Genomic DNA, 23312 nt, shown 5'->3' with positions numbered 1-23312 from the left:
GCCTCGCAAAGATCGCAGTCTCATACCTCATCGGGGGCAAGTTTGAACATTCGTAAATTCATTGGCGCGAACAGCCGCGACGCTCTGCGCCAGGTTCGTGAAGCGCTCGGCCCCGATGCCGTGGTGTTGTCGAATCGCACGCTCGACGACGGTTCCGTCGAGATCGTGGGCGTGGCGGATCGCGACATCGCATCCATTTCGCCGGCCGCGCACGAACAGGCGCCGGCCGCATTCCCGAGCGCCACGCCGCGCTCCGCGCTCGCGCAAGCCGCAGCCGCCGTGGCCGCGAAGCAACCCGCCGCCGCGAATCCGTACGCGAGCGGCGACGTGTTCTCGTCGGTTTTCGGCGCGAATCCGGAAGCCCATGCAGATGACCTCGACCACCGCGACGCCCCGCGCGACGCCTTTGCCGACGAAGCACCGCGCACGATGGCCGAGTCGAACCCGTGGCTGATCGAGCACGCGCGACGCATCGCCGAGCAGGCCGCGATGCCTTCGAATCGCCCGCTCTCGGCATCCGCTGCGATCGCTCACGGTCTGGGCGTGCCGGTCCCGCCGAAGGCATCCGCGCCGAAGGCCGCCGACAAGCGTGCCGAGAAGCGCGCCGACAAGCCAGAGCCGAGCAACTACGCCCTGCGCGAGTCCGCGCAGCCGAAGATCGACACGCCCGACTGGGCGCGCGAAGCCGCGCAAGTCGCCGCGCGCCGCGCCGCCCACAAGATCAACGCGGGCGCGCCGCAAGCGGAAGCCTCGCCCGACAGCGCGCTCGAAGGTCTGCCCGCGAACGCGGCCGCCGTCGTGACCGACGCGATTCGCGCACGTATGGAGCAAGTCGTCAACGAAACGGTGATGCACGAGCTCTCGTCGATGCGCGAGATGATGGAAGAGCACTTCTCCGGTCTCCTGTGGGGCGAGCGCCAGCGCCGCAGCCCGGGCAACGCCGGCCTGACCAAGCGCCTGTTCGCGGCCGGTTTCTCCGCGCAACTGGTGCGCATGGTCGTGGACAACATGCCCGAGATGGAAAGCGCCGAGCACGCGATGGAATGGGTGCAGCAGGTGCTCGAATCGAACCTGCCGGTGATGGCGAGCGAAGACGCGCTGATGGAGCGCGGCGGCGTGTTCGCGCTGATGGGCCCGACGGGCGTCGGCAAGACCACGACCACGGCCAAGCTCGCCGCGCGCTGCGTGATGCGCTTCGGCGCGAGCAAGGTCGCGCTGCTCACGACCGACAGCTACCGCATCGGCGCGCACGAGCAACTGCGCATCTTCGGCAAGATTCTGGGCGTCTCGGTGCATGCGGTGAAAGACGCCGCCGACCTGCAACTCGCGCTCTCGGAACTGCGCAACAAGCACATCGTGCTGATCGACACCATCGGCATGAGCCAGCGCGATCGCATGGTGTCCGACCAGATTTCGATGCTGTGCGGCGCGGGTCATCCGGTGCAGCGCCTGTTGCTGCTCAACGCGACGAGCCACGGCGACACGCTCAACGAAGTGGTGCAGGCGTACAAGAGCGCGGCCGACCAGCCGCCGCTCGCGGGCTGCATCCTGACGAAGCTCGACGAAGCGACGAATCTCGGCGGCGTGCTCGATACCGTGATCCGCTACAAGCTGCCGGTGCATTACGTCTCGACCGGGCAGAAGGTGCCGGAGAACCTGTACGTCGCGACCAAGCGTTTTCTGATCAAGAGCGCGTTCTGCATTCCGCGCGAAGGCTCGCCCTTCGTGCCGCAGGACGACGAGGTGCCGGCACTGCTCTCCGCATTGTCCGCGCGCGCCACCACCGAACTGCATGAGGTCCGCTTTGGATAAGTTCGTGCTCGATCAGGCCGAAGGTCTGAGAAGGCTGCTCACGCGAGGCGGTTCGCGCGTGGTGGCGGTGGCGGGCGGGCCGGCGGGTATCGGCTGCACGTCGGCGGTCGTGAATCTGGGCGCGGCGCTGTCCGTGCATGGCAAGGACGTGCTCGTGATCGACGAGCGGGCGAACGCGGCATCCGCTGCGCGCCTCGCCGGCACGTCCGGCGCTGGGGCGCTCGCCGCGGTGATGTCGGGCCGCGAGGCGCTTCAGGACGCGGTGACGCGCACGCCGTTCGGCTTCTCGCTGCTCGCCGCGCCACGCGACGAACGCATCAGCCACGACGCCGCGCAGTGCCGCGCGCTGCTCGACGGTCAGGCGGACATCGTTCTGATCGACGCGCAGCTCGATCGATACGGCGCGCTCTCGTCGCTCGCGGCGCAGGCGCATGACTTTCTCATCGTGACGCGGGTGGCCGCGTCCGCGATCACCGAGGCGTACGCGTGCATCAAGCGTCTGCACTACGCCCATGCGATCGGCCAGTTCCGCGTGCTCGTGAATCACGTGCAGAACCCGGCCGACGCGGCGGTCGCGTTCGACAACCTGTCGGGCGTCGCGAGCCGGTATCTGGCCGTGTCGCTCGTGCAGGCAGGGTATGTGTCCGAGGATGCGCGCGTCACTCGGGCGAAGGAGCTCTCGCGCTGCGTGGTGGAAGCGTTCCCGGCGACAGCCGCGGCGCGCGACTACCGGCAGATCGCGGCGGAGCTTCTGCATTGGCCGATGCGTCCCGCGCCGTCAGGGAGCGAGACGCAGGTCCGGAATGACGCGCGGTTTTCGGTTGGCGAGGCTGACAAGGGCGGACGGGAGACGGGGCGCATGGCGTCGATGTTTTCCAGTCATGCATTGACCAGTACGGCGTCGATGTGATCAAGAATAAGGTGACTCAGATGTACAACGCCCAAGGCAAACTCTCACAGTCGGACGTCCTGACTAAATATGCGCCGCTCGTTCGTCGGCTCGGACTTCAGCTCGTCGCCAAGATGCCGGCGAGCGTCGATCTCGACGACCTGATTCAGGCCGGCATGATCGGTCTTCTGGATGCGGCGAGCCGCTACAAGGAAGATCAGGGCGCGCAGTTCGAAACCTACGCGAGCCAGCGCATTCGCGGCGCCATGCTCGACGAGCTGCGCGCGAACGACTGGCTGCCGCGCAGCATGCGCAAGACGTCGCGCGAAGTGGAATCGGCGGTGCACAAGGTCGAGCAGAACCTCGGCCGCGCCGCGAGCGAAGTGGAAATCGCCGAGCACATGAAGATGCCGCTCGACGAATATCAGTCGATGCTGCAAGACCTGCACGGCAGCCAGCTGATCTACTACGAAGACTTCGACCGCTCCGCCGACGACGAGCCGTTCCTCGACCGCTATTGCGTCGATCGTTCGGACCCGCTGTCCGCGCTGCTCGACGACAGCCTGCGCGGCGCGTTGATCGAAGCCATCGACAAGCTGCCGGAACGCGAGAAGCTGCTGATGAGCCTCTACTACGAACGCGGTCTGAACCTGCGCGAAATCGGCGCGGTGATGGAAGTGAGCGAATCGCGCGTGTGTCAGCTGCACAGCCAGGCGGTCGCCCGCTTGCGCGCCAAGCTGCGCGAGCAGTCGTGGACGAGCGTCGAGGCTTAATGCGCTAGCCGGCTTCGAAGTCTCGCGCTTCGGCGAACACCGTTTTGCCGATGCCGAGACTTTTCGCGCGATACATCGCGCGGTCGGCGGCGCGCAGCACGGCGTGGATGTCGGCGTGGCGCGCGTCGGCGGCGCTCGACAGCATGCACGCGCCGATGCTCGCCGAGACCGAAACCGGCCGGCCATCCACCGACGTAATCGACGCGAGCGTCGCGTGAATGCCCTCGGTGATCGCGAGGACGGCCGTGCGGCTCTGCGCTTGAAGCGCGAGCACCACGAACTCGTCGCCGCCCAGGCGCGCCACGGTGTCGCTGTTGGACATGCGGCGGGCGAGCACGTTGGCGAACTGCTGCAACAGCAGGTCGCCGACTGCGTGACCGTAGGTATCGTTGACTTCCTTGAAGCCGTCGAGGTCGATCAGGAGCAGAACGGTGTCCTGCGTGGCGTCGCACATCGTGCGATTGACGATGTGTTCCAGCGCATACCGGTTCGCGAGACCCGTGAGCGGATCGGTCGATGCCTGACGCGCGAGATCGCGATTGGCGTTGCCGAGACGATCGACGAGCACGGTCAGATACACCGATGCCGCCAGCACGCTCAACGCGAGCCCGAGCGCGGCGGACGGGTTCCCGTTCCACCACGGCTGCCAGAGCGCGAGCGCGCCGATCACGGTCATCGCGGTGGCGCAGGAAACGGCGAGCGTGCGCTTGCCGTAACGGCAGCCCGAGCCGATCAGAAACCAGAAGACCACCCACAACAGCGGCAACGCTGTCTCGCCGCCTGCGGCGAGCGCGGCGCCGACGAGCGCCTGATCGGCGATGGTCGTGACGACGAGCCGCTTCTTCGATGGCGACGCCATGCGGCTGACGATGAGCAGCGTGACCGCCCCGTACACCACATAGAGCCCGACGATTTGCGCAACCAGCGACGCATCGCGCGAAGGGACGAGCCACGCATAGCAAGCGTAGGCCAGCAGGACCGCGGCGCCCAACACGACGCGCAGCGCGGCCTGTTCGCGTTCGGGATGCCGAAGCGCCGCCCATGCGAACGCATGAGACCAGCGTGGCGGGTGGTGGGCCTGCTGCATGTGAACCCCTGGATTTTGTTTTTGTTCGATCGACGCGGTCGGAATGGGCGCGGCCGGCCGTAGGGTTAACGGCAAAGCGTTGCGTTGCTTGAGTTTCGTGGGGGATGACGACGAAGCGACTGATGTGCGACTTGGCGCGCCCGGCTGGGATCGAACCAGCAACCCCTTGTCTTCTCGTATGCCGCTATCGAGCAGGTCGTCGCACGGCCTTCGTGTACGCGGAGTAGTGATCAATCAGCATGGCCGGTAAAGCCGGTGCCTGTTTCGGCAAAGCAGACAAAGTAAGTCAAGTTCGCACGGACGCGTCAGAGTTGCTTGGAGCCCACGCGAAAGCCAGCGCCGTCGAGCCTATGCGAAACCATGCGTGTGAGGCATGAACGCACGGCCAACGAGCCTCGTTACGCCACGCGAACGCAAGGAAGAAACGACGAGCGAATCGGGCGAAGGATTGAACTTCGACCCGGAGCTGATCAAGCAACCGGTGCCCGGAACGCTTGACCGCGCGGATGAAAGAGCAACTGTCCGCGAGCGCGCGCTGGGCGGCGAGCAGACGCACCTACTCGGCTACGAGAAAGGCGAAACCAAGCCGGTGGGCAGCATGATCACTGCAACGGCACCGGCCACAAGCGCGTCACGAGTGACGACGGTTTCTCGACATCGAGCTTCCGCGCGACCGAGCGGAGACCTTCCATTCGGTGTTCATTGTCAACGGCGAGCACGCTCTAGCGGCTTCGACGACAAGATCATCGCCATGTACGCGCACGAAGTCCGTAGATGCTTCGATGACGTGCGTCAGCACGGTGACCGGCGGAGTGATCGAAGATGTGCGCGAATGGCCACAGCGACCGCGCGAGCCGATGTACCGAGTACGTTTTGTTCGACTCGCTGCGGGCCAATATCCGCGACGAAGACGCGGTCCTCAACAGGGCGGTCTACATGCCGCTGGGCGTGCGCCGCAGCGGCACGCGTGACGTGCCGAGGCTCTGTGTCGAGCAGACCGAGAGCGCGAAGTTCTGGCCATGCGTAGCTAATGACCTGAAGCCGCGCGGTGTGCAGAACGTCCTGAATGATTCACGACGTCTTCGCGCCCGGCCGGCGGGCAGCCGGGCACGCGCTGGCTAACCCGCCACAGCTTCGGTGGGCGCGAAGTGCGCCGCCCACATGCCATGCAACGCGTCTTCCAGATGCTTCGCGAAGCGGTGAGCGTCGCACAGCGGCGAAGCGACGAGTTGCGCGCGCAGGCCGCTGCGAAGCGCTTGCAGTTGCGACGCATCGGCGGCGAACTGCGTGGCTTTGGCGACATAGTCGTCTTCGCTCTGTGCGATCCAGTCGGGAAAGCCGGCCGCATGCAGCATGCTTTCGCAGATGTGCGACAGAAAGCGCTCGCCGCGCAGGCACAGGACGGGCACGCCCATGAACAGGCCTTCCGCCGTCGTCGTGCGGCCGGGATACGAGAAGGGGCTCAACGCGATGTCCACCCGACGATACGCGGCCAGATACTCGGCACGCGGCGAACGGTCTTCCAGGATCAGGCGCGATGCATCGACGTCGTGTGCGGCAAAGCGCGCGACGATCGACTGGCGAACGTGATCCAGATCGAGATTCTGCGCCTTGATGAACAGACGCGAATGCGCGACGGCATGCAACACGCGTGACCACAACATCACCGTCTGATCCGAAATCTTGGCGAGCTTGCCGAAATAGCCGAACGTCACATGTCCGTTGTCGAGCATCGGCAAGTTGCCTACGTCCAGCTGCTCGGCAGGCGGCGTGAAGCACAAATAGCTGTCAGGCATCCGCCACGCGCGCTCGGTGAAGTGGTGCGCCTCGCTCTCCGGCACCACGTGACGGTCGCCAAGCATGTAGTCGATCGCGCGCACACCCGTGCTTGCGAAGTAACCGGGCCAGCTGACCTGCACGGGCGCGGGCTTGCGCGCAAACACGGGCAGGCGGTTGAACTGCGTATGGCCCGATGCATCGATCAGCACGTCGATGCGATCGTCGCGGATGCGCGCGGCGGCGGCATCGTCCGTCATGCCGGCGAGGCTCGACCACGTCGCAAAGTGCGACCGGATGCGCAGCGTCAGCGCATCTTCGACATCGCGCGTCGCATACGCGTGCAACTCCACGCGCGCTGCATCGACATGATTCGCCACGCTTTCGAGCAAATAACCGACGGCGTGCTGATTCAGGTCGCCCGACACAATGCCGACGCGCAATGCTCGGCGTGTCGCGGGCGTCGCTTCGACGAGCCAGTCACGGTACGGCGTAACGCCCTGCGTGATGGCTTCATCGAAACCTTTGGCTTCCTCCAGGTACGCGGCGGGCGTCACACCGCTGTAGTAATTCGACGCGAACAACCGGTTGCTGCGCGGCGCCGGCAATTCGGGACGTAACGCAATGGCCGTGCTGTACGCCTCGATGGCAGCATCGAGTTCGTCGAGCTCCATCATCGTCGTGGCAAGGTTGTTATAGGCTTGCGCGTGATCAGGCCTAAGCGACACCACCTTGACGAAAGAATCGACAGCGCCGGTCAGGTCGTGCATCGCGCGCTGTGCAATCCCGAGGTTGTAATACGCGTCGATATAGTCGGGCTGCTGCGCGATCGCCTGGCGGAAGCACTCGACGGCAGCAGCAGGCCGGTTGTCCGCCTGCATGACGTTGCCGAGGTTGTAATAGAACGCGGCCGCCGGTCGAACCGCGATGGCGGCCATGATCAGCTCGCAGGCTGTCGCGTATTGGCCGAAGGCGTGAGCAACGAGGCCCAGCAGATGCAGCGCTTCGGGTTGGTTCGGATCTGTCGCGAGGATCTCGCGATACAGCGTCTCCGCCTCGTCGAGACGATCGGCCTGATGACATTCGACGGCGCGCGCGAGCAGCGCCTCGACAGCGGGATTCGTCGTCGCCGGCTTCTCGGCGGCGGCCACATTGGCGCCCGGCGTCCGCAGACGAGCCGCCGCGCGCTCGTGCATCTTTTCGTTCGCCAGTGCCGCGTCGGCGCGAAAGCGCGGGGACGCATAGAGTCCCGCAGTCGGCTGTTTGACCAGCTCGTCGAGGTTGTCGCGCAATGGCTGCAATTCGACCATGCCGAGCGTGTCGATGCCGTGCGTGTACAGGCGTGTCAGTTGCGCTTTTGCGCGCATCAACGCTTCCGCGGACATCTGACCCGCCGCCGCCTCGCCGCGCACCATCACTTCCCATTCGTAGTAGCCCGCAACGAGAATGGGACTCGCGACACCCGAATTCTGCGTACCGTGCCGGCGGAAACAGCTCAGATAGCCGCCCAGCAGCACGAGCGGACCCTTCTCCGCGAGGTTCAGATACATGCTGACGTCGTTGAGGAACGTGATGTCCCAGCCGCGGTACAACATGACCGTCGACATGTCGACGGCATCGCGCACCATCATGATGTTGCTAGGCTCGCCGATGAAGTTGTTCGCCAGCGCGACCATGTGCTCGACGAGTGCCGGACGTTCGACCAACGCAATCTGGCCGGCCGGAACGAGGGGCGGCGGCGTGTGCAGGACGTTGTCGTCGGCGTCGATCAAGACGCGCTCATGAACGGCGATGGCCGAACCGGGATGCTGACGCAGCGCGTCGACCAACGCTTCCACGGAGCGCGGCATGAGCAGGTCGTCGTCGTAAAGCCACTTGATGTACTCGCCGCGCGCCTGTTCGAACAGCAGAAACGAATTGCGACGCGCGTCCCCGCTGGCATGATGGAAATAGCGAATGCGCGGATCGTCGAAGCTCTCGACGATGGGGCGCAAGCGACCGTCCACCGTGTCGTCGCCGACCAGGATTTCGATGTCCGCGAAGCTCTGTGCCTGCGCGCTCGCGATTGCCTTCGCAAGGTAGTCCGGCTTGAACGCGGGGATGAGGATGCTGACGGTGGTCATGGAAAAACGGGTCCTGTTCGAGAAAGAGGGCGCACATCGGCAGCCTGAAGTTGCATGGCCGCGCCCGGGCATTCATGGCACGACGGCTTGCATACAGAATAGCGAGCCATCATTCGACGCCATCCACGGAACAGCGAGGCGTTTTCGTCCCTATTCGCAACTGATGTCGCGCCTGACGTCGCGCTGGATCGCGCTTACGCATCCTCGCGCGCCCGCGCGAGCGAACCATTCCTCGAAATAGCAGCGTTTGGCCCGCTTGATCAATCGATCGGATTGCCATGGCCGAGGCTATTCTCGTTTCATTGGACGTGCGCCCGTTGCGCATTCCGCTCATTCGCGACTGCCATGCAAACACTCGTTCCGGTCACCCAGCCCTATCTGCCTCCCCTCGAGGAGTTTCTTCCGTATCTGCAAAAGATCTGGGACAGCAAGCAGGTGACCAATGGCGGCCCCTTTCACACGCAGCTCGAAGCGGCGCTTTGCGAACACCTCGGTGTCGAGTATCTGTCGCTGTTCTCGAACGGCACGCTCGCGCTGATCACCGCGTTGCAGGCGATGAAAGTGACGGGCGAAGTCATCACGACGCCGTTTAGCTTTGTCGCGACGACGCACGCGTTGCACTGGAACGGCATCAAGCCCGTCTTCGCCGACATCGACCCCGTGACGATGAACCTCGATCCGCGCAAGATCGAGGCGGCCATTACGCCGCAAACCACTGCTATCCTGCCCGTTCACGTCTACGGCAACCCGTGCGACGTCGAAGAGATCGAACGGATCGCCGACACGTATGGCCTGCGCGTGCTCTACGACGCGGCTCATGCGTTCGGCGTGCGCCGGTTGGGCGAGTCCGTGCTGAAGTTCGGCGACATGTCGGTGCTCAGTTTTCATGGCACGAAGATCTTCAACACGTTCGAAGGCGGCGCGATCATCTGCCACGACGCCAAGACGAAGCGCCACATCGACCATCTGAAGAACTTCGGTTTCGCCGATGAAGTCACCGTCGTAAAACCCGGCATCAATGCGAAAATGAACGAACTCCAGGCGGCCTTCGGCCTCTTGCAGTTGCAGCATATGGACAGGATCGCTGTCGCGCGCGCGCGGATTGCGGCGCGCTACGAGGCGGCGCTCTCAGGCGTGAAGGGACTGCTGCTGCCTGTCGCGCCCATCGACAGTACGCGCAACCATTCGTACTTCCCGGTCCGCGTGACGGCAGACTTCCCCATCACGCGCGACGCGCTTTACGATGCGCTGCGCGCGGAAGACATCCTCGCCCGGCGGTATTTCTATCCCCTCATCAGCGAGTTTCCTAGCTACCGTGGCCTGCCGTCGGCGGGACCGGCGAATTTGCCGGTGGCGACGGCTGTCTCCCGCGAAGTGCTGTGCCTGCCTATCTTCCCGGCACTCGACAGCGACACGCAGGACAAGATCATCGAACTGGTGCTGACGGCAGCGACGGTGAGTGATCGCGCCAAGGAACTGGCGCACGCCTAAGCGGCCATGGCGTCAGCGCGCTGCCGTTGCACCCGGTCCGTGTGCCTTCTATCAAGGTATCTTCTATGTCAAATGTGCTGTCCATGCCCGACGTCTACCTGAATTCGATCGTAGTCGTTCAGGGCGAGCGAATCGAGCAAAACGACGCTTCGACGTTGGGCATTGCCGATGCGAATTACGAGCGCATCGTGCGAAAAACAGGCGTGCACAGCCGGCCTGTCGCAGGTCCCGATCAATATACGAGCGACCTCGCATTCGCGGCCGCGCAACAGTTGCTCGCAGCGAGCCCCGCAACAGGCGTCAGCGCGTTGATCGTCTGTACGCAAACGCCGGATCATCTGATTCCGGGCGTATCCTCGCGCATTCACGGTAGGGCGAAGCTGGCAAACGATTGCCTCGTCATGGACATCAACCAGGGCTGCTCCGGCTTCGTCCTGGGAACACAGACGGTCGTCGCGCTGCAGCGCTCGTTCGCGACAGAGAAAAGCGCGATCCTCATCAACGCTGATACCTACTCGCGCTTGCTTCGACGCGACGACATCACGACACGCGTGTTATTCGGCGATGCCGCGACGGCGTGCGAATTCTCGACGCGTCCCCAAGGATTGCGCTTCCTTTACTGCCGCAGCTTTGCAGACGGCTCGGGCTACGATGCGTTTGTCGCTCAGGGGTCCGCAATTCGACCGAGCGAGCAGGCGCCCGGCATTTACATGGATGGCACCGCGATTTTCAATTTCGCGCTGCGCGAAGTTCCGAAAGCGGTCGAAACGGCGTTGAGCGATACCGGGTTGAGCATCGGTCAGATCAGGAAGTTCGTTTTCCATCAAGCAAACGACTTCGTGACATCGCAGTTGGCCAAGAAGCTTCGGCTCAGCGACGAGCAGGTTCCGAACAACTGCGCGTATATGGGCAATACTGTCTCGGCCTCCGTGCCTATTCTGCTCGCGGAACAGATGGCATTGCTGGAGCCCGGCGATATCGTGATGACGGTCGGCTTCGGCGTCGGATTGTCCTGGGGCGTCGCGCTATTCGAGTATGCAGGCAATTCTCCGGCGTAACGGCAAACCGGCGTCAACCGAGTGACGCCAAAAAAGCAAAAAGGCACGACTGCGTAAGTCGTGCCTTTTTGCTTTGGGAAAGCGTACGCCTTCCAGTTCAGCTTACGTCCTCAAGCATGGCTGGGCAGCACGCGCACTGGATTCTCGAATTGCGGCGAGATGAAGGTGTTGGGAGCGATCTTGCCCGCATACTGCCGCGGGATGTTCAGGTATGAATGCGCGCCGATCACAGACGCCCGTGCAAGACTGCTGTTCGCGCAGATGGTGACGAAGTCGCCTATGATCGCCCGTTCACGGACCGAGACATTGGCTTCGAGCGTCACATAGTCGCCGACCGTGACTTCTTCCGTCACCACGACATTGGGACGCAGCACGCAGTGATGGCCGATTTTGCTGCCAGCACCGACGAAAGCGCCCGCGTGAATGATCGTGTTGTCGCCAATGACCGCGTCCGAAGCAATCTGCGCACGAGGCGAAACAAGCGAGACAGCGCGATAGCCGAGCGCGGCTGTCGCCTCGTGCAGCGCGCGTCTCACATCGTTTATATAGAACTCGTTGACCGCGATGGCGATGTCCCATTCCTCTGGCGAGAAGCGTTGAAGTTCGCTCAGATCGAAGACGTAGTAGTCCTTCGACGGAATGTGCAGCATCGCCACATCGCGTTGTGAATGGGCCTGCAATGCGAGCGCGTGGACGTCGCGCAAAGAATCGTCGGGACCGGCGATCAGCAGAGACTTCATGGCGTGCCTTCTTCATTCAGATGTTGCATGTACCAAGTCCCCACCGCCGCGAGCGGCGCCTCGTGATCGCCCAGCACGTTGATGGGCGATCCCGACTTCAGCGACTTCTGCAGCGCATTGAGCAAAACCACGTCTTCATCGACGACCCGTTTTTCCGCATGATGGATGCCCCACAGCAGATGCGGCTGCGGCGGCGTGCCGTCCTTGAAACGTGCCGTGAAGACCCACGAGTGGTACTCGAACTTGTCCGGTGCGACGGGCACATACTGCTGCAAGTAAAAGTGCTCGCCGTGGATTGAGCCGAAGTTCACGTTTGGAAACAGCACGCAGTGGAGCACCGCCCCTGGATCTGCCGCCCGCTCGAACAAGCCGGAATACCAGTGAGGCGCATAACGCAAGCTGCACCGCCTGAGCTGCGAAAGATCGGCGAGCTCGACGGGACGCGCCGGTATTTCGCCCGAGTAGAATTCGACGTCCGCAAGAGGACGCCCTTTTCCGAACAATTGAGAGGTGGTCGTCGACGCGCCGTGCTGCGAACCGTCGCTGGCATAGTCGAACAGCGGTGCGAAGGTGTCCTTATGCACGAACGAAACGTGATTCCAGTCGAGAACGTTCTCGAAGTTCAGCTTCCAGTTGTAATCAACGTTGAAGGTCGTGTACGACACTTCGGGCGCGAAGTATGCCGAGATCGCCTCAAGCACACGCAGCATGTCGCTTGAATATTGTTCGGTGATGGGTATCGGTTCCGCGCTCAGGTTGACGAACACGAAGTTGCCGACCACCTCGAGCGCGAACGTCTGCAAACGCAGTTCGCTTCGCTGACTCTTGCAGATCTGGTAGAGCTTGTCGTTCGGGATGCCGCGCAGGCTTCCATCGCCGTTATAGGTCCAGCTGTGATACGGGCAGATCAGCTTGCGTTTGCCGCAGTCGGCCTGCTGAATGGGCATGCCACAATGGGCGCAGGCGTTGCGATAAGCGCGCAGCTCCCCGTCGACCCTCTGTACGAGCACGGGCACGCCGCCCAGGTGACGCGTGATGAAGCTGTTCTCGTCTTGCAGTTGCTGCGTGAGACCGACGAGCAGCCAAAGTTCGCCGAAGACTTTTTTCTGCTCACGATCGAACCACGCTTGGTCCGTATAGCAGGCAGGTGGCAGGACAGGTTCAATCATGGCGAATGTTCATCACTGGAGTGAGTTCGATGCAACGACGCGCGGTTGCGAGTGGCCCCGTGACTTTGGCGGAACCTTGCGCGACGCGCGTGCCGATGCCGCCGCGGAGCATCGGCCGCGGCGTGAAAACGTTCAGATCGTCCGTGCGGGGTTGCCGAAAACGGTCACGCCTGGCGGTACGTCCCTGACGACGACGGAGCCGATGCCGATCGTCGCCCCAGCGCCGATGGTGACGCCCTTCGCGATCGTCGAGCGCGGGTTGATGGTCACGCCATCGCCGATGTTCACGCCGCCCGCGATGAATGTCATTGCACCGATCATGCAATGCTCGCCGACCGTGACGTCGTGTCCAACGATCGTGTAGGTGTCGATATAGGTGAACGCACCGATCGCGCAGTCCGTCGAAATGACTGCGCCTGGCGTCACGAAGGTGCCTTCGCCGATCCGCACGCGCGCTGCTACGGACGCGCCGTTCTTGAAGCTGAAGAACGCCGCGCCTTGCGCCTGCAACGGCGCCACGAGCTTCCTGCGCCAAACGGGGTCACCGACGGCCGGAATGAACAAATCGCCTTCCCGAACCTTGTAGTCGAGTGGATTGCCGACGACAGCGCAATCCAGGCCTTCGGGTATAGCGACGTCCGCGCGCGTGTCGAGGAATCCGCCGAGCTCGATTTCGTCGCGCAGCGAGGCGTCTTTCGACAGCACGTCGTACACGATGCGGCCCAAACCGCCGCCGCCGATAATCAATAGCCTTTTACGCATGGCTGAATTACCCGACCGTGTGCCCGCCGTCCATCACGAGCGTGGTGCCCGTGATCCATCGGCTTGCACTGGAAAGAAAAAAGATGGCAGCATAGGCAACGTCGTCCGGCAGTCCCAACCCTAGCGGATAACGGGCGGCCGTTTCGTCGATGCTGTCCGTCGTGCGCCGCGCTGCCTGCAGCATGGGCGTTTCGACTAAGCCCGGCGCGAGACAGTTGACGCGAATCGCTCGCTTGGCAACTTCCATCGACAACACGCGCGCCATACTTTCGAGCGCGCCCTTGCTGCCGCCATAAGCGCCGACGCCCGCCACGCCGATATGCGCCGATATCGATGAGATGAACACGATCGAGCCACCGCGGTTCACCGCGTTGCGGACAAGAAGCTGCTGCGTCAGCAAGATCGGGCCCAGCGCGTTGATGCGGAACTGCTCTTCGATGTGGCTGCGCGATGCAAGCTTCAACGGCGCGAGCGCAGCGACGCCCGCGCTGTGCACGATGCCGTCGAACTTGCCGACGTCTTGCGCCAACTGTTTGATGCTGTCGTCGTTGCCCAGGTCGCACGTGAAATAGCCGTGACCTTCGCCGCCCAGTTCGTCGATGAGGCTACGCAAGCGCGCGTCGTCGCGTCCAGTCGCGATCACCGTCGCGCCAGACTGCGCGCAGCGCACGGCGATCTCCCGCCCGATGCCGGACGAAGCGCCCGTCACGAGTATGCGTTTGCCGTCGAGTGAGAATGCGTCTTGCACGGTCATGCCTCTATCAGCGCCGGGAACGTGGCCGATTCGATGTCGACGATCGCGCCGCCCCATGACAGCCCGATGCCGAATCCGCACAGCAGCAGCCGATGCTTTGCGTCGTCGAGCGTGGTGTGAAGCCGCGCGGTCATGGTCACGGGCAGCGATGCGCCGCTCGTGTTGCCGAAGTCATGCAGCGTCGACGGCACTTTCTCCGCGGCGAGGCCGAGCTTCTTGCGGATCGTCTCGTTGATCATGCGGTTCGCCTGGTGGAAGACGAAGTAATCGATCTGCTCCTTCTCCGTTTTCGCGTAGTTCAGCAGCGTGTCGACTGCGGGCGGCACGCGCTGCGTCGAGAAGCTGAGGACAGCCGTCCCGTCGAGGATCAGATCCATCGGCGAACGCAAGAAGCCGTTTTCATCCCGATGCTGAAGCGTGTGTTGCGTTGTGACCGGCTCGCGATGGCCGCCGACGGGCAGCATGATCGCCCTGTGTCCGCTGCCATCGCTGTTCAGGTTGAAGAACATCGGCGCGGCGTTGGCATCGAACTCCAGCGCGGTCGCGGTGCCGGCGTCGGAAAAGATTGGATCCTTGATTGAACCGGCGCGGTCGCCGACCAGCAGCAGTCCCTTCTTGATCGCACCCGACGCAATCATGCTGCCGAGCAAATGAATGCCGAACGGATAGCCGGAGCAACCCAGGTTCACATCGAAAGCGATGGTCGTGTGCGGCAGGTCGAGACGGTCCTGCAGAATGATGGACGTGGCGGGAATGATGTAGTCAGGCGATTGCGAGACGACGATCAGCGCGTCGATCTCATCGCGTGACCATTCGAGGTCCGCCAGCAACTTTTCGGCTGCGACGAATGCGAGGTCCGAGAAACATTGCCACTCGGGGCACAGACGGCGTTGCCGGATGCCGATGTTGCGCACCAGCCGCTCGCGCTCCGAGCGGATCTGCGGCGGCGCGTCTTCGATGTTGTCAACGACGCGCTTGGGCACGCAGGTCGCCATGCCTGCGAAGCGCACGTTGTGCAGAGTGGAAAGGCCCATGGTGTGTGTTATCCGAGCAGCTTGTGCAGGTCGGCGAGCGTCACGCACTTTCTGATGTCGTCGCCGGAGATGGTTTTGCCGAAGTCGGTGTCGAACATGACGATCACGCCGAGCGACGCGAGCGAGTCCCACTCAGGCAGGCTGAGAAGCTCCGTTTCCCCCGTGACTTCGACGGGTTCCTGGAAATCGACGGCAATCAGAAATTGCTCGATGAACTGTTCGATGGTGGGAAGCGTTGTGACGGAAGACATCAATGACTCCTTGGATATCGCGGCATAGGCGCGAATGGTGATTCGCTCAGAATGGGCGGCTCGGCGGCGGTCCATGCCGCAGAGCCATGCACCAGGTTTGTCGGGAGCGTTTGTCATCGCAGCCTGTCAAGCCTGGCTGCCGGGAGTCCTGTCGGAGCGGTCGAACGACGTGGATGGTGCTCACGTCGCCCGTCATCGAGCGGGAGTGGCGGCAGATGATGGGACTATACCGACGCACCCGATCATCCAATTCGGTCAACAGAGGCCGATTCTCCCTCCAAATCAGGCCAATACCGGGAGATGGAGGGGGGGCGTGCATCGGGCGGGTCAGTCCAGTGACGGCGCCGTTGCTGGCTGCCATGCGGGGAGACGGACCGGCGACGCGAGTGGGCTCGCGGTGCAGTGATGTAGGAAGCGGCGGAAACGGGAAGACGGGGAGACGGGGAGACGGTGGTGCGTGCGGTGGAAGGTACGTACCTGCACTGACGCAACACCGACGATCTTTGGCGCGCCCGGCTGGGATCGAACCAGCAACCCCTGCCTTCGGAGGGCAGTACTCTATCCATTGAGCTACGGGCGCTTCGGCGGAGAGCCTTGCGTGCGGGTGCCGGAAGACGGCTGCAAGGCCCATGCGAATCCGAGAGGATACCTGTTTTCCGTGGATCCGTCCATCGCGCCGGGGTCGCGGCCGCCCGCGAAGCATCACACGATTCGGGTAAACGCCCGCGCCACGGCGCCCGCCGCCCCGCGCCTTCCGGTAAGCGTTCCGTCTATAATCGACAGTGCCCTCGGCGACGCAGGGCGTCAAGCGCGGTAGCTGTCACGCTGTCACTGAACCGACTCACCTAAAAAAACGGGAGACGAGACAAGCATGAGCGAAGCCCCCCACGGAGCCCCGATCAAGACACCCGGCCAACTCATCGCGGCGGTTATCGCGGGGTTCGGCATTCCCGTCGCCATCATCGTTCTGCTCGCGGTCTACGTCGACAATACGACGCGCACCGGCGCGGGCACCAATCTCGACGCCTCCGTCGAGCAAAGAATCGCGCCGGCCGCTCAAGTGAACATCCGCGACGCCAACGCGCCGCGCGTCTATAAAACCGGCGAGGAAGTGTTCAAGGCCGTCTGCTCGACGTGTCACGCCACCGGCACGGCCGGTGCGCCCAAGTTCGGCGATGCAGGCGCATGGGCGCCGCGCATCGGCCAAGGCTACGACACGCTCGTCCATAACGCGCTGAACGGCAAGGGCGCGATGCCCCCCCGCGGCGGCACCAGCCCGGACGATTACAGCGATTTCGAGATTGCGCGCGCCGTCGTCTACATGGCGAACAACGGCGGCGCGAAGTTCGACGAGCCGGCGCAGCCCGCGCCGGGCGCTGCGGCATCGGCATCGGCGCCTTCGTCCGCTTCCGCGCCGGCGGCTTCCGGCGCAGAGGGCGCGGCGGGCGCCAGTTCGACCGAAAACGCGCAAGCCGCGGCCGCCGTCGCGGCGCTCGCGTCGGTGCCGCAGACGGCATCGGCGCCGGCGGCGGGCGCGCAAAGCGCCGATGCGTCGCAGGCCGGCAAGGCGCTCTACGAGCAGGTCTGCCAGGCGTGTCACGCGGCCGGCGTGCTCAACGCGCCGAAATTCGGCGACAAGGCCGCGTGGGCGCCGCGTCTCAAGGACTCGATGGAGACCGTCTACAACTACGCGCTGCACGGCAAGGGCGCCATGCCGCCGAAGGGCGGATCGAACGCGTCGGATGCGGACGTGAAGGCCGCCGTCGATTACATGGTGAACGCGGCGAAGTAGCGCGGGAACGTAGAAGGCGTCAGTTCTTCTGCAACATCGCCTTCAACATCGCCATGCGATCCTTCGGCGAGAGGGGCGCTTCTTCGGCCGTCGGGGGCGGGGCGTCGTCTAGCAGCATCTCGGGGATGAAGCGCGACGGCTCGCACACCACCGTCTCCCGCGCGCGCTTGCGCTTCTTGCACCAGTTCAGATGCAGGCTGCGCTGCGCCCGCGTGATCGCCACATACATGAGCCGGCGCTCTTCCTCGATGCGCGCGTCGTCGATCGGCGCGTCGTCGTCCGAACTGCCGCGATGCGGCATGATGCCTTCCTCGACGCCGACCAGAAACACGTGCGGATATTCGAGTCCCTTCGACGCATGCACGGTCGAGAGCCGCACCGCGTCGGGGTCTTCGTCCTTGCCTTCGAGCATCGACATCAGCGCGACAGTCTGGATCAGCCCGAGCAGATTCTTGCCTTCGTCGGCGAGACCATCGGCGGTGTCGTAGCCGGTTTGCTCCGCTTCAGGCGACGCTTCGGGCTTCGTGCCCTTGCGCTTGAGCCATTCGAGAAACTCCAGCACGTTCTGCCATTTGGACTGCGCCTGCCGCTCGTCGAACGCATCGTAGAGATACGCTTCGTAGTGGATGGCTTCCATCATGTCGTCGAGCACTTCGGTCGCCGGATCGCGGCCCGCACGGTCCGACAGGCGGCGAATCCACTCGCAGAACGTGCGCAACGGCTCGACCTGCCGCGCCGAGAGCCGCGCCTCGATGCCGCCCATGAACACCGCTTCGAAGAGCGACACCTTCGCCGCGCCCGCGAACGCGCCGAGCGCCTCCAGCGTCGTGTTGCCGACGCCGCGCCGGGGCGTCGTGATGGCGCGGATGAACGCGGGATCGTCGTCGGGATTGGCGATCAGACGCAGATACGCGATCAGATCCTTGATCTCCGCGCGGTCGAAGAACGACTGCCCGCCCGACAACACATACGGAATGCGCTCGCGCCGCAGCACTTGCTCGAAAATGCGCGCCTGGAAGTTGCCGCGATACAGAATGGCGTAATCGCGAAACGCCGCGCGCCGCTCGAACTTGTGCGCCGACAGACGAAACACGACGGACTCGGCCTCGTGCTCTTCGTCGTTGCAGCCGGTCACAGTGATGGTGTCGCCCATGCCGTGCTCGGACCACAGCTTTTTCTCGAAGAGCTTCGGATTGTTCGCGATGACGTTGTTTGCCGCCGTCAGAATGCGCACCGTCGAGCGATAGTTCTGCTCCAGCTTCACGACATGCAGCTTGGGAAAGTCCTTGCTCAACTGCGCGAGGTTTTCGAGCGTCGCGCCGCGCCAGCCGTAGATGGCCTGATCGTCGTCGCCGACCGCCGTGAACGCGGCGCGCGGACCGGCGAGCAGCTTCAGCAGTTCGTACTGGCAGGCGTTCGTGTCCTGATATTCGTCGATCAGAAGATAGCGCAGGCGGTTTTGCCACTTTTCGCGCACCTGCTCGTTCTGCGCGAACAGCTGCGCGGGGCGCAGGATCAGATCGTCGAAATCGAGCGCCTGATACGTGTGCAGCGTCGCCGCGTAGCTGCGATAGACGATCGCCGCCTGATGCTCGTCCTCGTTGCTCGCGAGCACGGCGGCCTGATCGGGCGAGACCATCGCGTTTTTCCACAGCGAGATGATCGACTGAATCTTGCGGATCAGCCCTTTGTCCGTGGTGCCGAGTTGCTCCTGAACCATGCCGAAGCAGTCGTCGGCATCCATGATCGAAAACTGCGGCTTCAGGCCGACGTGCTCCGCTTCCTGCCGCATGATCTGCACGCCGAGCGAGTGAAACGTGCAGATGGTCAACTGATTGACCGGCACCTTGCGGCCTTCCTTGCCGGGCGTCGTGAGCGTCTTGCCTTCGAGCAGCTTCGCGGTGCGCTCGCGCATTTCGAGCGCGGCCTTGTTCGTGAAGGTGAGCGCGGCAATGTGCTTCGGCTCGAAGCCGCGTCCTTCTATCAGATGCGCGATTTTCTGCGTGATGACGCGCGTCTTGCCGCTGCCCGCGCCGGCGAGCACGAGACAGGGACCATCGAGATAGCGCACCGCTTCGCTTTGGGCGGCGTTGAGACCTGCGGACATCGTTCTGGACTTTGGCGAGTGAGGCGAGCGGCGCAAGAGCCAAGCCGCGCCGCTGATTGAACTGCGAACACCGCCGTGCAACCCGTTGATCGCACGGCAAATTCGAGAGCGCGATGTTAACACGATAGAACGCGGCGGGTTTTGGCCCCTGTTCGCTGGCCGATGGCGCTTCTGGCGGCGCAGGCTCATGCCACAATATCCGACCGATTCACGACAGGATGATGCCTTCCATGAGTTCAGCACTGAAAGTCGGCCTGATGGGCTATGGCCTCGCCGGCGCGACGTTCCACGCGCCCGTCATCGAGCATTGCGGCCGCGCGAAGGTCGCCGCCATCGCGACGAGTCAGGCCGAGCGCGCGCTCGCCGATTATCCGGACGCGCGCATCGTCGCCGACTTCGATGCGCTCATCGCGCTCACCGACGTTCCCTGCGTCGTGATCGCCACGCCGAACGACACGCACTTCGACCTCGCGCACCGCGCGCTGTCGGCGGGCAAGCATGTGGTCGTCGACAAGCCGGTGACGCTGTCCGCCCGTGATGCCCGCACGCTCGCCGATCTCGCCGCCGAGCGCGGGTTGCTCTTCGCGCCGTTCCACAATCGCCGCTGGGACGGCGATTTCCTGACGGTGCGCGCGCTGATCGAAAGCGGGCGGCTCGGGCGCGTCACGCATTACGAATCGCATTTCGACCGTTTCCGCCCGAAAGTGCCGCAGCGTTGGCGCGAAGAAGCGGCGCGCGGCGGCGGTCTGCTGTTCGATCTGGGGCCGCATCTGATCGATCAGGCGCTCACGCTGTTCGGCGCCCCGCAGACGGTGACGGCGTTCGTGAAGGCGCATCGCGATCACGCGCACGCGCCGGACTACGTGCATCTCGTGCTCGGTTACGCGGACAAGGAAGTGGTGCTGCACGCGAGCGCGCTTGCGGCGCTGGAGCCGCCGCGCTTTTCGATTCACGGCACGCGCGGCAGTTATGTGAAGACCGGCCTCGACGTGCAGGAAGACCAGCTTCGCTCGGGCATGCGGCCGGGCAATCCGGAATTTGGGAAGAATCCGCCGGGTCTCTTGCGCGAAGTGGACGGCGATCACGATCTGCGGCATCAGTTCGCGACGCGCGATGGCGCGTACGTGGAGTTCTATCGCGCGCTGGCGGCGTCGGTGATCGACGGCAAGCCGTTCCCCGTGACGCCGCAAGATGCCGTCGATGTGATGACGGTTATCGAGCTCGCGATGCAAAGCGAGCGGGAAGGGCGGAGGGTGGAGTTCGTGCGGGGCTAGGTGTCAGCGCCTGTTGATGTTGCCGGACGTCGTGCTCACATTCCCGCCGACGTCGCGGCACGCGACATTTCCCGACACCGTCTGCACCGACCCGCCGACATCGCCGCACAAGACGTTGCCCGACACGACCGATACGGCCCCGGCTTTCCCGTGCACCGTGAGCTTGTCGCAGGCTTCGACCTCGATCCGTTCGACGTCGCCGTGAATTTCGATGGTGATGCGCGGCACGTCGTCCCCGCTGACGGTCTCGCCGTCCACGGTCACTTGCTTGCCGCGAACGGAAATCGCGTTACCGGTGACCGTCCGGCCATTAATGGTGACTGAAGCCATGATCGATTCGAAAGTGAGTCGGCGAACATCCGAGTGTAGGCGACGGCCGCGCCGCGAACGTAACGATTCGTGCCAATCACGCCCGTCCGTTTCGGGCAATCGCCCCCGTCCGAATCCGTTTGACAACCCCATTCCCCTCGCGTAAATTCTGCCGCACGCGTCGGGAGAGCGCGTGGCCGCTTCATGGAAGCGAGAGCCGCGCCGCCGAAGGGGCACACCCACAAACTCTCAGGCAAAAGGACCGGCCGCGTCGAGGACACATTCCTCGCACTCTGGAGAGCGGCAACGGCACGCATCAGGCCAGTTGCCCACCGAAGGGGCGCGCGATGGACCGCCAGCACACGCTCGCGAATCCGCGCAATCTCTCAGGTACCGAGGACAGAGGGGTCACGCATCGCAACCGCATCGCGGGTCGGTGTCTTGTCTTGGCTGCATGGAGCGGCGAGCAAGGCGGCCGTCCGCAGCGAAAGCGCGCTGCGTGGCCTTTTTTGCTCCGCGAACCGAGGCCCCGATGACCGAACTTCAACACACGCCCTTGCACGCCGCTCACCTCGCGCTCAACGCGCGCATGGTCGATTTCGGCGGCTGGGACATGCCCGTCAACTACGGTTCGCAGATCGACGAGCATCGCGCCGTGCGCACCGACGCCGGCATGTTCGATGTGTCGCACATGCGCGTCGTCGATTTCGAGGGCGACGGCGTCCGCGCGTTCTTCCGCCACGCGATCGCCAACAACGTCGACAAGCTGACGACGCCCGGCAAAGCGCTCTACTCCTGCCTGCTGAAAGACGACGGCGGCGTGATCGACGACCTCATCGTTTATAACTTCTCCGAAACGCAGTTCCGCGTGGTCGTGAATGCGAGCACGGCGGACAAGGACATCGCGTGGTTCGGGAAGCTCAACGCCGACGGCAACTTCAACCTCGCGATCACGCCGCGCGGCGATCTCGGCATCATCGCGGTGCAAGGGCCGAACGCACGCGAAAAGGTCTGGAACGTGCTGCCGGAAACGCGCGCCGAAACGGAAGCCGCCAAGCCGTTCAACGCGGTCATGTTCCCCTCCACGCAGTACGGCGAACTGATGCTCGCGCGCACCGGCTATACCGGCGAGGACGGCTTCGAGATCGTCGTGCCGGCCGCGAACATCGAAAAGCTGTGGAACGCGCTGCTCGCCGCGGGCGTGAAGCCCGCCGGTCTGGGCGCGCGCGACACGCTGCGGCTCGAAGCCGGCATGAACCTCTACGGCCAGGACATGGACGAAACGGTGTCGCCGCTCGACGCGGGCCTCGCGTGGACCGTCGATCTGAAAACGCCGCGCGATTTCGTCGGACGCGCGGCGCTGGAGGCGAACGGCTCGAAGGCGAACTTCGTCGGGCTCGTGCTTATCAAGGAAAACGGTCGTGCGGGCGGCGTGCTGCGCGCGCATCAGAAAGTCGTCACGCCGCACGGCGAAGGCGAGATCACGAGCGGCACGTTTTCGCCGTCCATGCAGGAGTCGATTGCGTTCGCCCGCGTGCCGACGGCCGTCGCGCCGGGCGATACGGTGCAGGTCGTCATTCGCGACAAGCAAGTTCCCGCGCGCGTGGTAAAACTTCCGTTCGTGCGCAACGGCAAGGTGCTCGTCGAACTGGCATAACGCCGCCGAGCGCCGTCGCGCCCGTTCCCTCCGACCCAGAATCTCACGAACGAACCACGCAAGGAGCATCCAATGAGCATCCCGGCCGATCTGAAATACACCGAATCGCACGAATGGGTCCGCACGGAGTCCGACGGCACGCTGACCGTCGGCATCACCGATCACGCGCAAGAGGCGCTCGGCGACATCGTGTTCGTCGAACTGCCGGCGGCGGGCAAGTCCGTCGCGGCGGGCGATGCCATCGCGGTCATCGAATCGGTGAAGGCCGCCTCCGACATCTACGCGCCGGTTTCGGGCGAAGTCGTCGCGGCGAATGACGCGCTGACGTCGTCGCCGGATCAGGTGAACGGCGCGCCGTACGAAAGCTGGCTCTTCAAGATCAAGCCCGCGAGCGACGCGGGCCTCGACAAGCTGCTCGACGCCGAAGGCTACGGCAAGTCGATCGGCGAATAAC

At 64.0% G+C, this 23312-nt stretch carries 19 protein-coding genes, 1 tRNA gene, 2 pseudogenes and 2 riboswitches; of the genes and pseudogenes, 10 read left to right on the top strand and 12 right to left on the bottom strand.

The window, feature by feature from the left end; all coding sequences use genetic code 11:
* Positions 1 to 42 precede the first annotated feature (42 nt).
* From flhF to LDZ24_RS13305, 3 genes are read left to right on the top strand one after another with little or no spacing between them, the layout of a single operon-like run.
* Positions 43 to 1812, top strand: a complete 1770-nt coding sequence (flhF, locus tag LDZ24_RS13315) for a flagellar biosynthesis protein FlhF (protein ID WP_248320735.1) — start codon at positions 43 to 45, stop codon at positions 1810 to 1812.
* A complete protein-coding gene (locus LDZ24_RS13310; protein WP_175940553.1) occupies positions 1805 to 2722 on the top strand; it encodes a MinD/ParA family protein in 918 nt (305 codons plus the stop codon). The genes flhF and LDZ24_RS13310 overlap by 8 nt, the downstream gene beginning before the upstream one ends.
* A gap of 20 nt (positions 2723 to 2742) precedes the next feature.
* Positions 2743 to 3474 (top strand): RNA polymerase sigma factor FliA, encoded by a 732-nt coding sequence (locus LDZ24_RS13305; protein WP_175938629.1) that lies wholly within the window; start codon positions 2743 to 2745, stop codon positions 3472 to 3474.
* Between the two features lie 4 nt (positions 3475 to 3478).
* Here the strand turns inward: LDZ24_RS13305 and LDZ24_RS13300 are convergent, their stop codons facing one another.
* A complete protein-coding gene (locus LDZ24_RS13300; RefSeq protein ID WP_248320734.1) occupies positions 3479 to 4561 on the bottom strand; it encodes a diguanylate cyclase in 1083 nt (360 codons plus the stop codon).
* Between the two features lie 373 nt (positions 4562 to 4934).
* On the opposite strand from LDZ24_RS13300, the pseudogene LDZ24_RS13295 reads away from it, so the two are divergent.
* A pseudogene (locus LDZ24_RS13295) lies at positions 4935 to 5626 on the top strand (transposase); the annotation flags it as partial.
* 53 nt (positions 5627 to 5679) lie between these two features.
* Here the strand turns inward: LDZ24_RS13295 and LDZ24_RS13290 are convergent.
* Both LDZ24_RS13290 and LDZ24_RS13285 read right to left on the bottom strand, forming a co-directional pair.
* Positions 5680 to 7533: a glycosyltransferase family 41 protein gene (locus LDZ24_RS13290; protein WP_248322361.1), complete on the bottom strand. Its 1854-nt coding sequence runs from the start codon at positions 7531 to 7533 to the stop codon at positions 5680 to 5682.
* A gap of 597 nt (positions 7534 to 8130) precedes the next feature.
* A pseudogene (locus tag LDZ24_RS13285) lies at positions 8131 to 8460 on the bottom strand (glycosyltransferase family 2 protein); the annotation flags it as partial.
* A gap of 345 nt (positions 8461 to 8805) precedes the next feature.
* Between LDZ24_RS13285 and LDZ24_RS13280 the strand changes: the two are divergent.
* Positions 8806 to 9951 (top strand): DegT/DnrJ/EryC1/StrS aminotransferase family protein, encoded by a 1146-nt coding sequence (locus tag LDZ24_RS13280; protein ID WP_248320733.1) that lies wholly within the window; start codon positions 8806 to 8808, stop codon positions 9949 to 9951.
* 83 nt (positions 9952 to 10034) lie between these two features.
* Positions 10035 to 11009, top strand: a complete 975-nt coding sequence (locus LDZ24_RS13275) for a 3-oxoacyl-ACP synthase III family protein (protein ID WP_248320732.1) — start codon at positions 10035 to 10037, stop codon at positions 11007 to 11009.
* 110 nt (positions 11010 to 11119) lie between these two features.
* Here the strand turns inward: LDZ24_RS13275 and LDZ24_RS13270 are convergent, their stop codons facing one another.
* From LDZ24_RS13270 to LDZ24_RS13240, 7 genes are all read right to left on the bottom strand, one after another.
* Complete coding sequence (locus tag LDZ24_RS13270; RefSeq protein ID WP_248322360.1) at positions 11120 to 11659, bottom strand: hypothetical protein; 540 nt, start codon at positions 11657 to 11659, stop codon at positions 11120 to 11122.
* Positions 11660 to 11745: 86 nt separating this feature from the next.
* The gene (locus LDZ24_RS13265; protein ID WP_248320731.1) at positions 11746 to 12918 is read right to left on the bottom strand and encodes a Rieske 2Fe-2S domain-containing protein; all 1173 of its coding nucleotides are present in this window, start codon (positions 12916 to 12918) and stop codon (positions 11746 to 11748) included.
* Between the two features lie 132 nt (positions 12919 to 13050).
* Complete coding sequence (locus LDZ24_RS13260) at positions 13051 to 13680, bottom strand: acetyltransferase (protein ID WP_248320730.1); 630 nt, start codon at positions 13678 to 13680, stop codon at positions 13051 to 13053.
* A 7-nt stretch (positions 13681 to 13687) separates the two neighbouring features.
* Entirely contained in the window at positions 13688 to 14434 is a 747-nt protein-coding gene (locus tag LDZ24_RS13255; protein WP_248320729.1) for an SDR family NAD(P)-dependent oxidoreductase, read from the bottom strand.
* Positions 14431 to 15468 (bottom strand): ketoacyl-ACP synthase III, encoded by a 1038-nt coding sequence (locus LDZ24_RS13250; protein WP_248320728.1) that lies wholly within the window; start codon positions 15466 to 15468, stop codon positions 14431 to 14433. The genes LDZ24_RS13255 and LDZ24_RS13250 overlap by 4 nt, the downstream gene beginning before the upstream one ends.
* An 8-nt stretch (positions 15469 to 15476) precedes the next feature.
* Complete coding sequence (locus LDZ24_RS13245) at positions 15477 to 15719, bottom strand: acyl carrier protein (RefSeq protein WP_248320727.1); 243 nt, start codon at positions 15717 to 15719, stop codon at positions 15477 to 15479.
* Between the two features lie 504 nt (positions 15720 to 16223).
* Positions 16224 to 16299: transfer RNA gene (locus tag LDZ24_RS13240), tRNA-Arg, on the bottom strand.
* Positions 16300 to 16590: 291 nt separating this feature from the next.
* On the opposite strand from LDZ24_RS13240, the gene LDZ24_RS13235 reads away from it, so the two are divergent.
* Positions 16591 to 17511 carry a cytochrome c5 family protein gene (locus tag LDZ24_RS13235; protein ID WP_248320726.1) on the top strand — a complete coding sequence of 307 codons (921 nt, stop codon included), beginning with the start codon at positions 16591 to 16593 and terminating at the stop codon, positions 17509 to 17511.
* A gap of 19 nt (positions 17512 to 17530) precedes the next feature.
* Here the strand turns inward: LDZ24_RS13235 and LDZ24_RS13230 are convergent, their stop codons facing one another.
* A complete protein-coding gene (locus tag LDZ24_RS13230) occupies positions 17531 to 19618 on the bottom strand; it encodes a UvrD-helicase domain-containing protein (protein ID WP_248320725.1) in 2088 nt (695 codons plus the stop codon).
* Positions 19619 to 19848: 230 nt separating this feature from the next.
* Here LDZ24_RS13230 and LDZ24_RS13225 point away from each other — a divergent pair, with 230 nt between their 5' ends.
* A complete protein-coding gene (locus LDZ24_RS13225; RefSeq protein WP_248320724.1) occupies positions 19849 to 20892 on the top strand; it encodes an oxidoreductase in 1044 nt (347 codons plus the stop codon).
* Between the two features lie 3 nt (positions 20893 to 20895).
* On the opposite strand, the gene LDZ24_RS13220 is transcribed toward LDZ24_RS13225, so the two are convergent.
* Positions 20896 to 21222 (bottom strand): hypothetical protein, encoded by a 327-nt coding sequence (locus LDZ24_RS13220; protein ID WP_248320723.1) that lies wholly within the window; start codon positions 21220 to 21222, stop codon positions 20896 to 20898.
* A gap of 151 nt (positions 21223 to 21373) precedes the next feature.
* A riboswitch (glycine riboswitch) is annotated at positions 21374 to 21477 on the top strand.
* A gap of 7 nt (positions 21478 to 21484) precedes the next feature.
* Positions 21485 to 21614: riboswitch (glycine riboswitch) on the top strand.
* 119 nt (positions 21615 to 21733) lie between these two features.
* Here LDZ24_RS13220 and gcvT point away from each other — a divergent pair.
* Positions 21734 to 22858 carry a glycine cleavage system aminomethyltransferase GcvT gene (gene gcvT / locus LDZ24_RS13215; protein WP_248320722.1) on the top strand — a complete coding sequence of 375 codons (1125 nt, stop codon included), beginning with the start codon at positions 21734 to 21736 and terminating at the stop codon, positions 22856 to 22858.
* A gap of 72 nt (positions 22859 to 22930) precedes the next feature.
* The gene (gene gcvH / locus LDZ24_RS13210; protein WP_175938591.1) at positions 22931 to 23311 is read left to right on the top strand and encodes a glycine cleavage system protein GcvH; all 381 of its coding nucleotides are present in this window, start codon (positions 22931 to 22933) and stop codon (positions 23309 to 23311) included.
* Position 23312 lies beyond the last annotated feature (1 nt).

This window comes from Caballeronia sp. Sq4a, from assembly GCF_023170545.1.
Lineage (GTDB): Bacteria > Pseudomonadota > Gammaproteobacteria > Burkholderiales > Burkholderiaceae > Caballeronia.
This window is presented reverse-complemented; position numbering and strand designations above follow the sequence as displayed.

Bases quoted from the DNA above. Each gene is read 5' to 3' on its own strand.
- LDZ24_RS13225 (WP_248320724.1), top strand. From the start codon at position 19,849: ATGAGTTCAGCACTGAAAGTCGGCCTGATGGGCTATGGCCTCGCCGGC.
- LDZ24_RS13305 (WP_175938629.1), top strand. From the start codon at position 2,743: ATGTACAACGCCCAAGGCAAACTCTCACAGTCGGACGTCCTGACTAAA.
- gcvH (WP_175938591.1), top strand. From the start codon at position 22,931: ATGAGCATCCCGGCCGATCTGAAATACACCGAATCGCACGAATGGGTC.
- LDZ24_RS13275 (WP_248320732.1), top strand. From the start codon at position 10,035: ATGCCCGACGTCTACCTGAATTCGATCGTAGTCGTTCAGGGCGAGCGA.
- LDZ24_RS13270 (WP_248322360.1), bottom strand. From the start codon at position 11,659: ATGCTGCACATTCCGTCGAAGGACTACTACGTCTTCGATCTGAGCGAA.
- LDZ24_RS13290 (WP_248322361.1), bottom strand. From the start codon at position 7,533: ATGCACGAGCGCGCGGCGGCTCGTCTGCGGACGCCGGGCGCCAATGTG.
- gcvT (WP_248320722.1), top strand. From the start codon at position 21,734: ATGACCGAACTTCAACACACGCCCTTGCACGCCGCTCACCTCGCGCTC.
- LDZ24_RS13220 (WP_248320723.1), bottom strand. From the start codon at position 21,222: ATGGCTTCAGTCACCATTAATGGCCGGACGGTCACCGGTAACGCGATT.
- LDZ24_RS13235 (WP_248320726.1), top strand. From the start codon at position 16,591: ATGAGCGAAGCCCCCCACGGAGCCCCGATCAAGACACCCGGCCAACTC.
- LDZ24_RS13300 (WP_248320734.1), bottom strand. From the start codon at position 4,561: ATGCAGCAGGCCCACCACCCGCCACGCTGGTCTCATGCGTTCGCATGG.
- LDZ24_RS13265 (WP_248320731.1), bottom strand. From the start codon at position 12,918: ATGATTGAACCTGTCCTGCCACCTGCCTGCTATACGGACCAAGCGTGG.
- LDZ24_RS13245 (WP_248320727.1), bottom strand. From the start codon at position 15,719: ATGTCTTCCGTCACAACGCTTCCCACCATCGAACAGTTCATCGAGCAA.
- LDZ24_RS13255 (WP_248320729.1), bottom strand. From the start codon at position 14,434: ATGACCGTGCAAGACGCATTCTCACTCGACGGCAAACGCATACTCGTG.
- LDZ24_RS13230 (WP_248320725.1), bottom strand. From the start codon at position 19,618: ATGTCCGCAGGTCTCAACGCCGCCCAAAGCGAAGCGGTGCGCTATCTC.
- LDZ24_RS13260 (WP_248320730.1), bottom strand. From the start codon at position 13,680: ATGCGTAAAAGGCTATTGATTATCGGCGGCGGCGGTTTGGGCCGCATC.
- LDZ24_RS13250 (WP_248320728.1), bottom strand. From the start codon at position 15,468: ATGGGCCTTTCCACTCTGCACAACGTGCGCTTCGCAGGCATGGCGACC.
- LDZ24_RS13280 (WP_248320733.1), top strand. From the start codon at position 8,806: ATGCAAACACTCGTTCCGGTCACCCAGCCCTATCTGCCTCCCCTCGAG.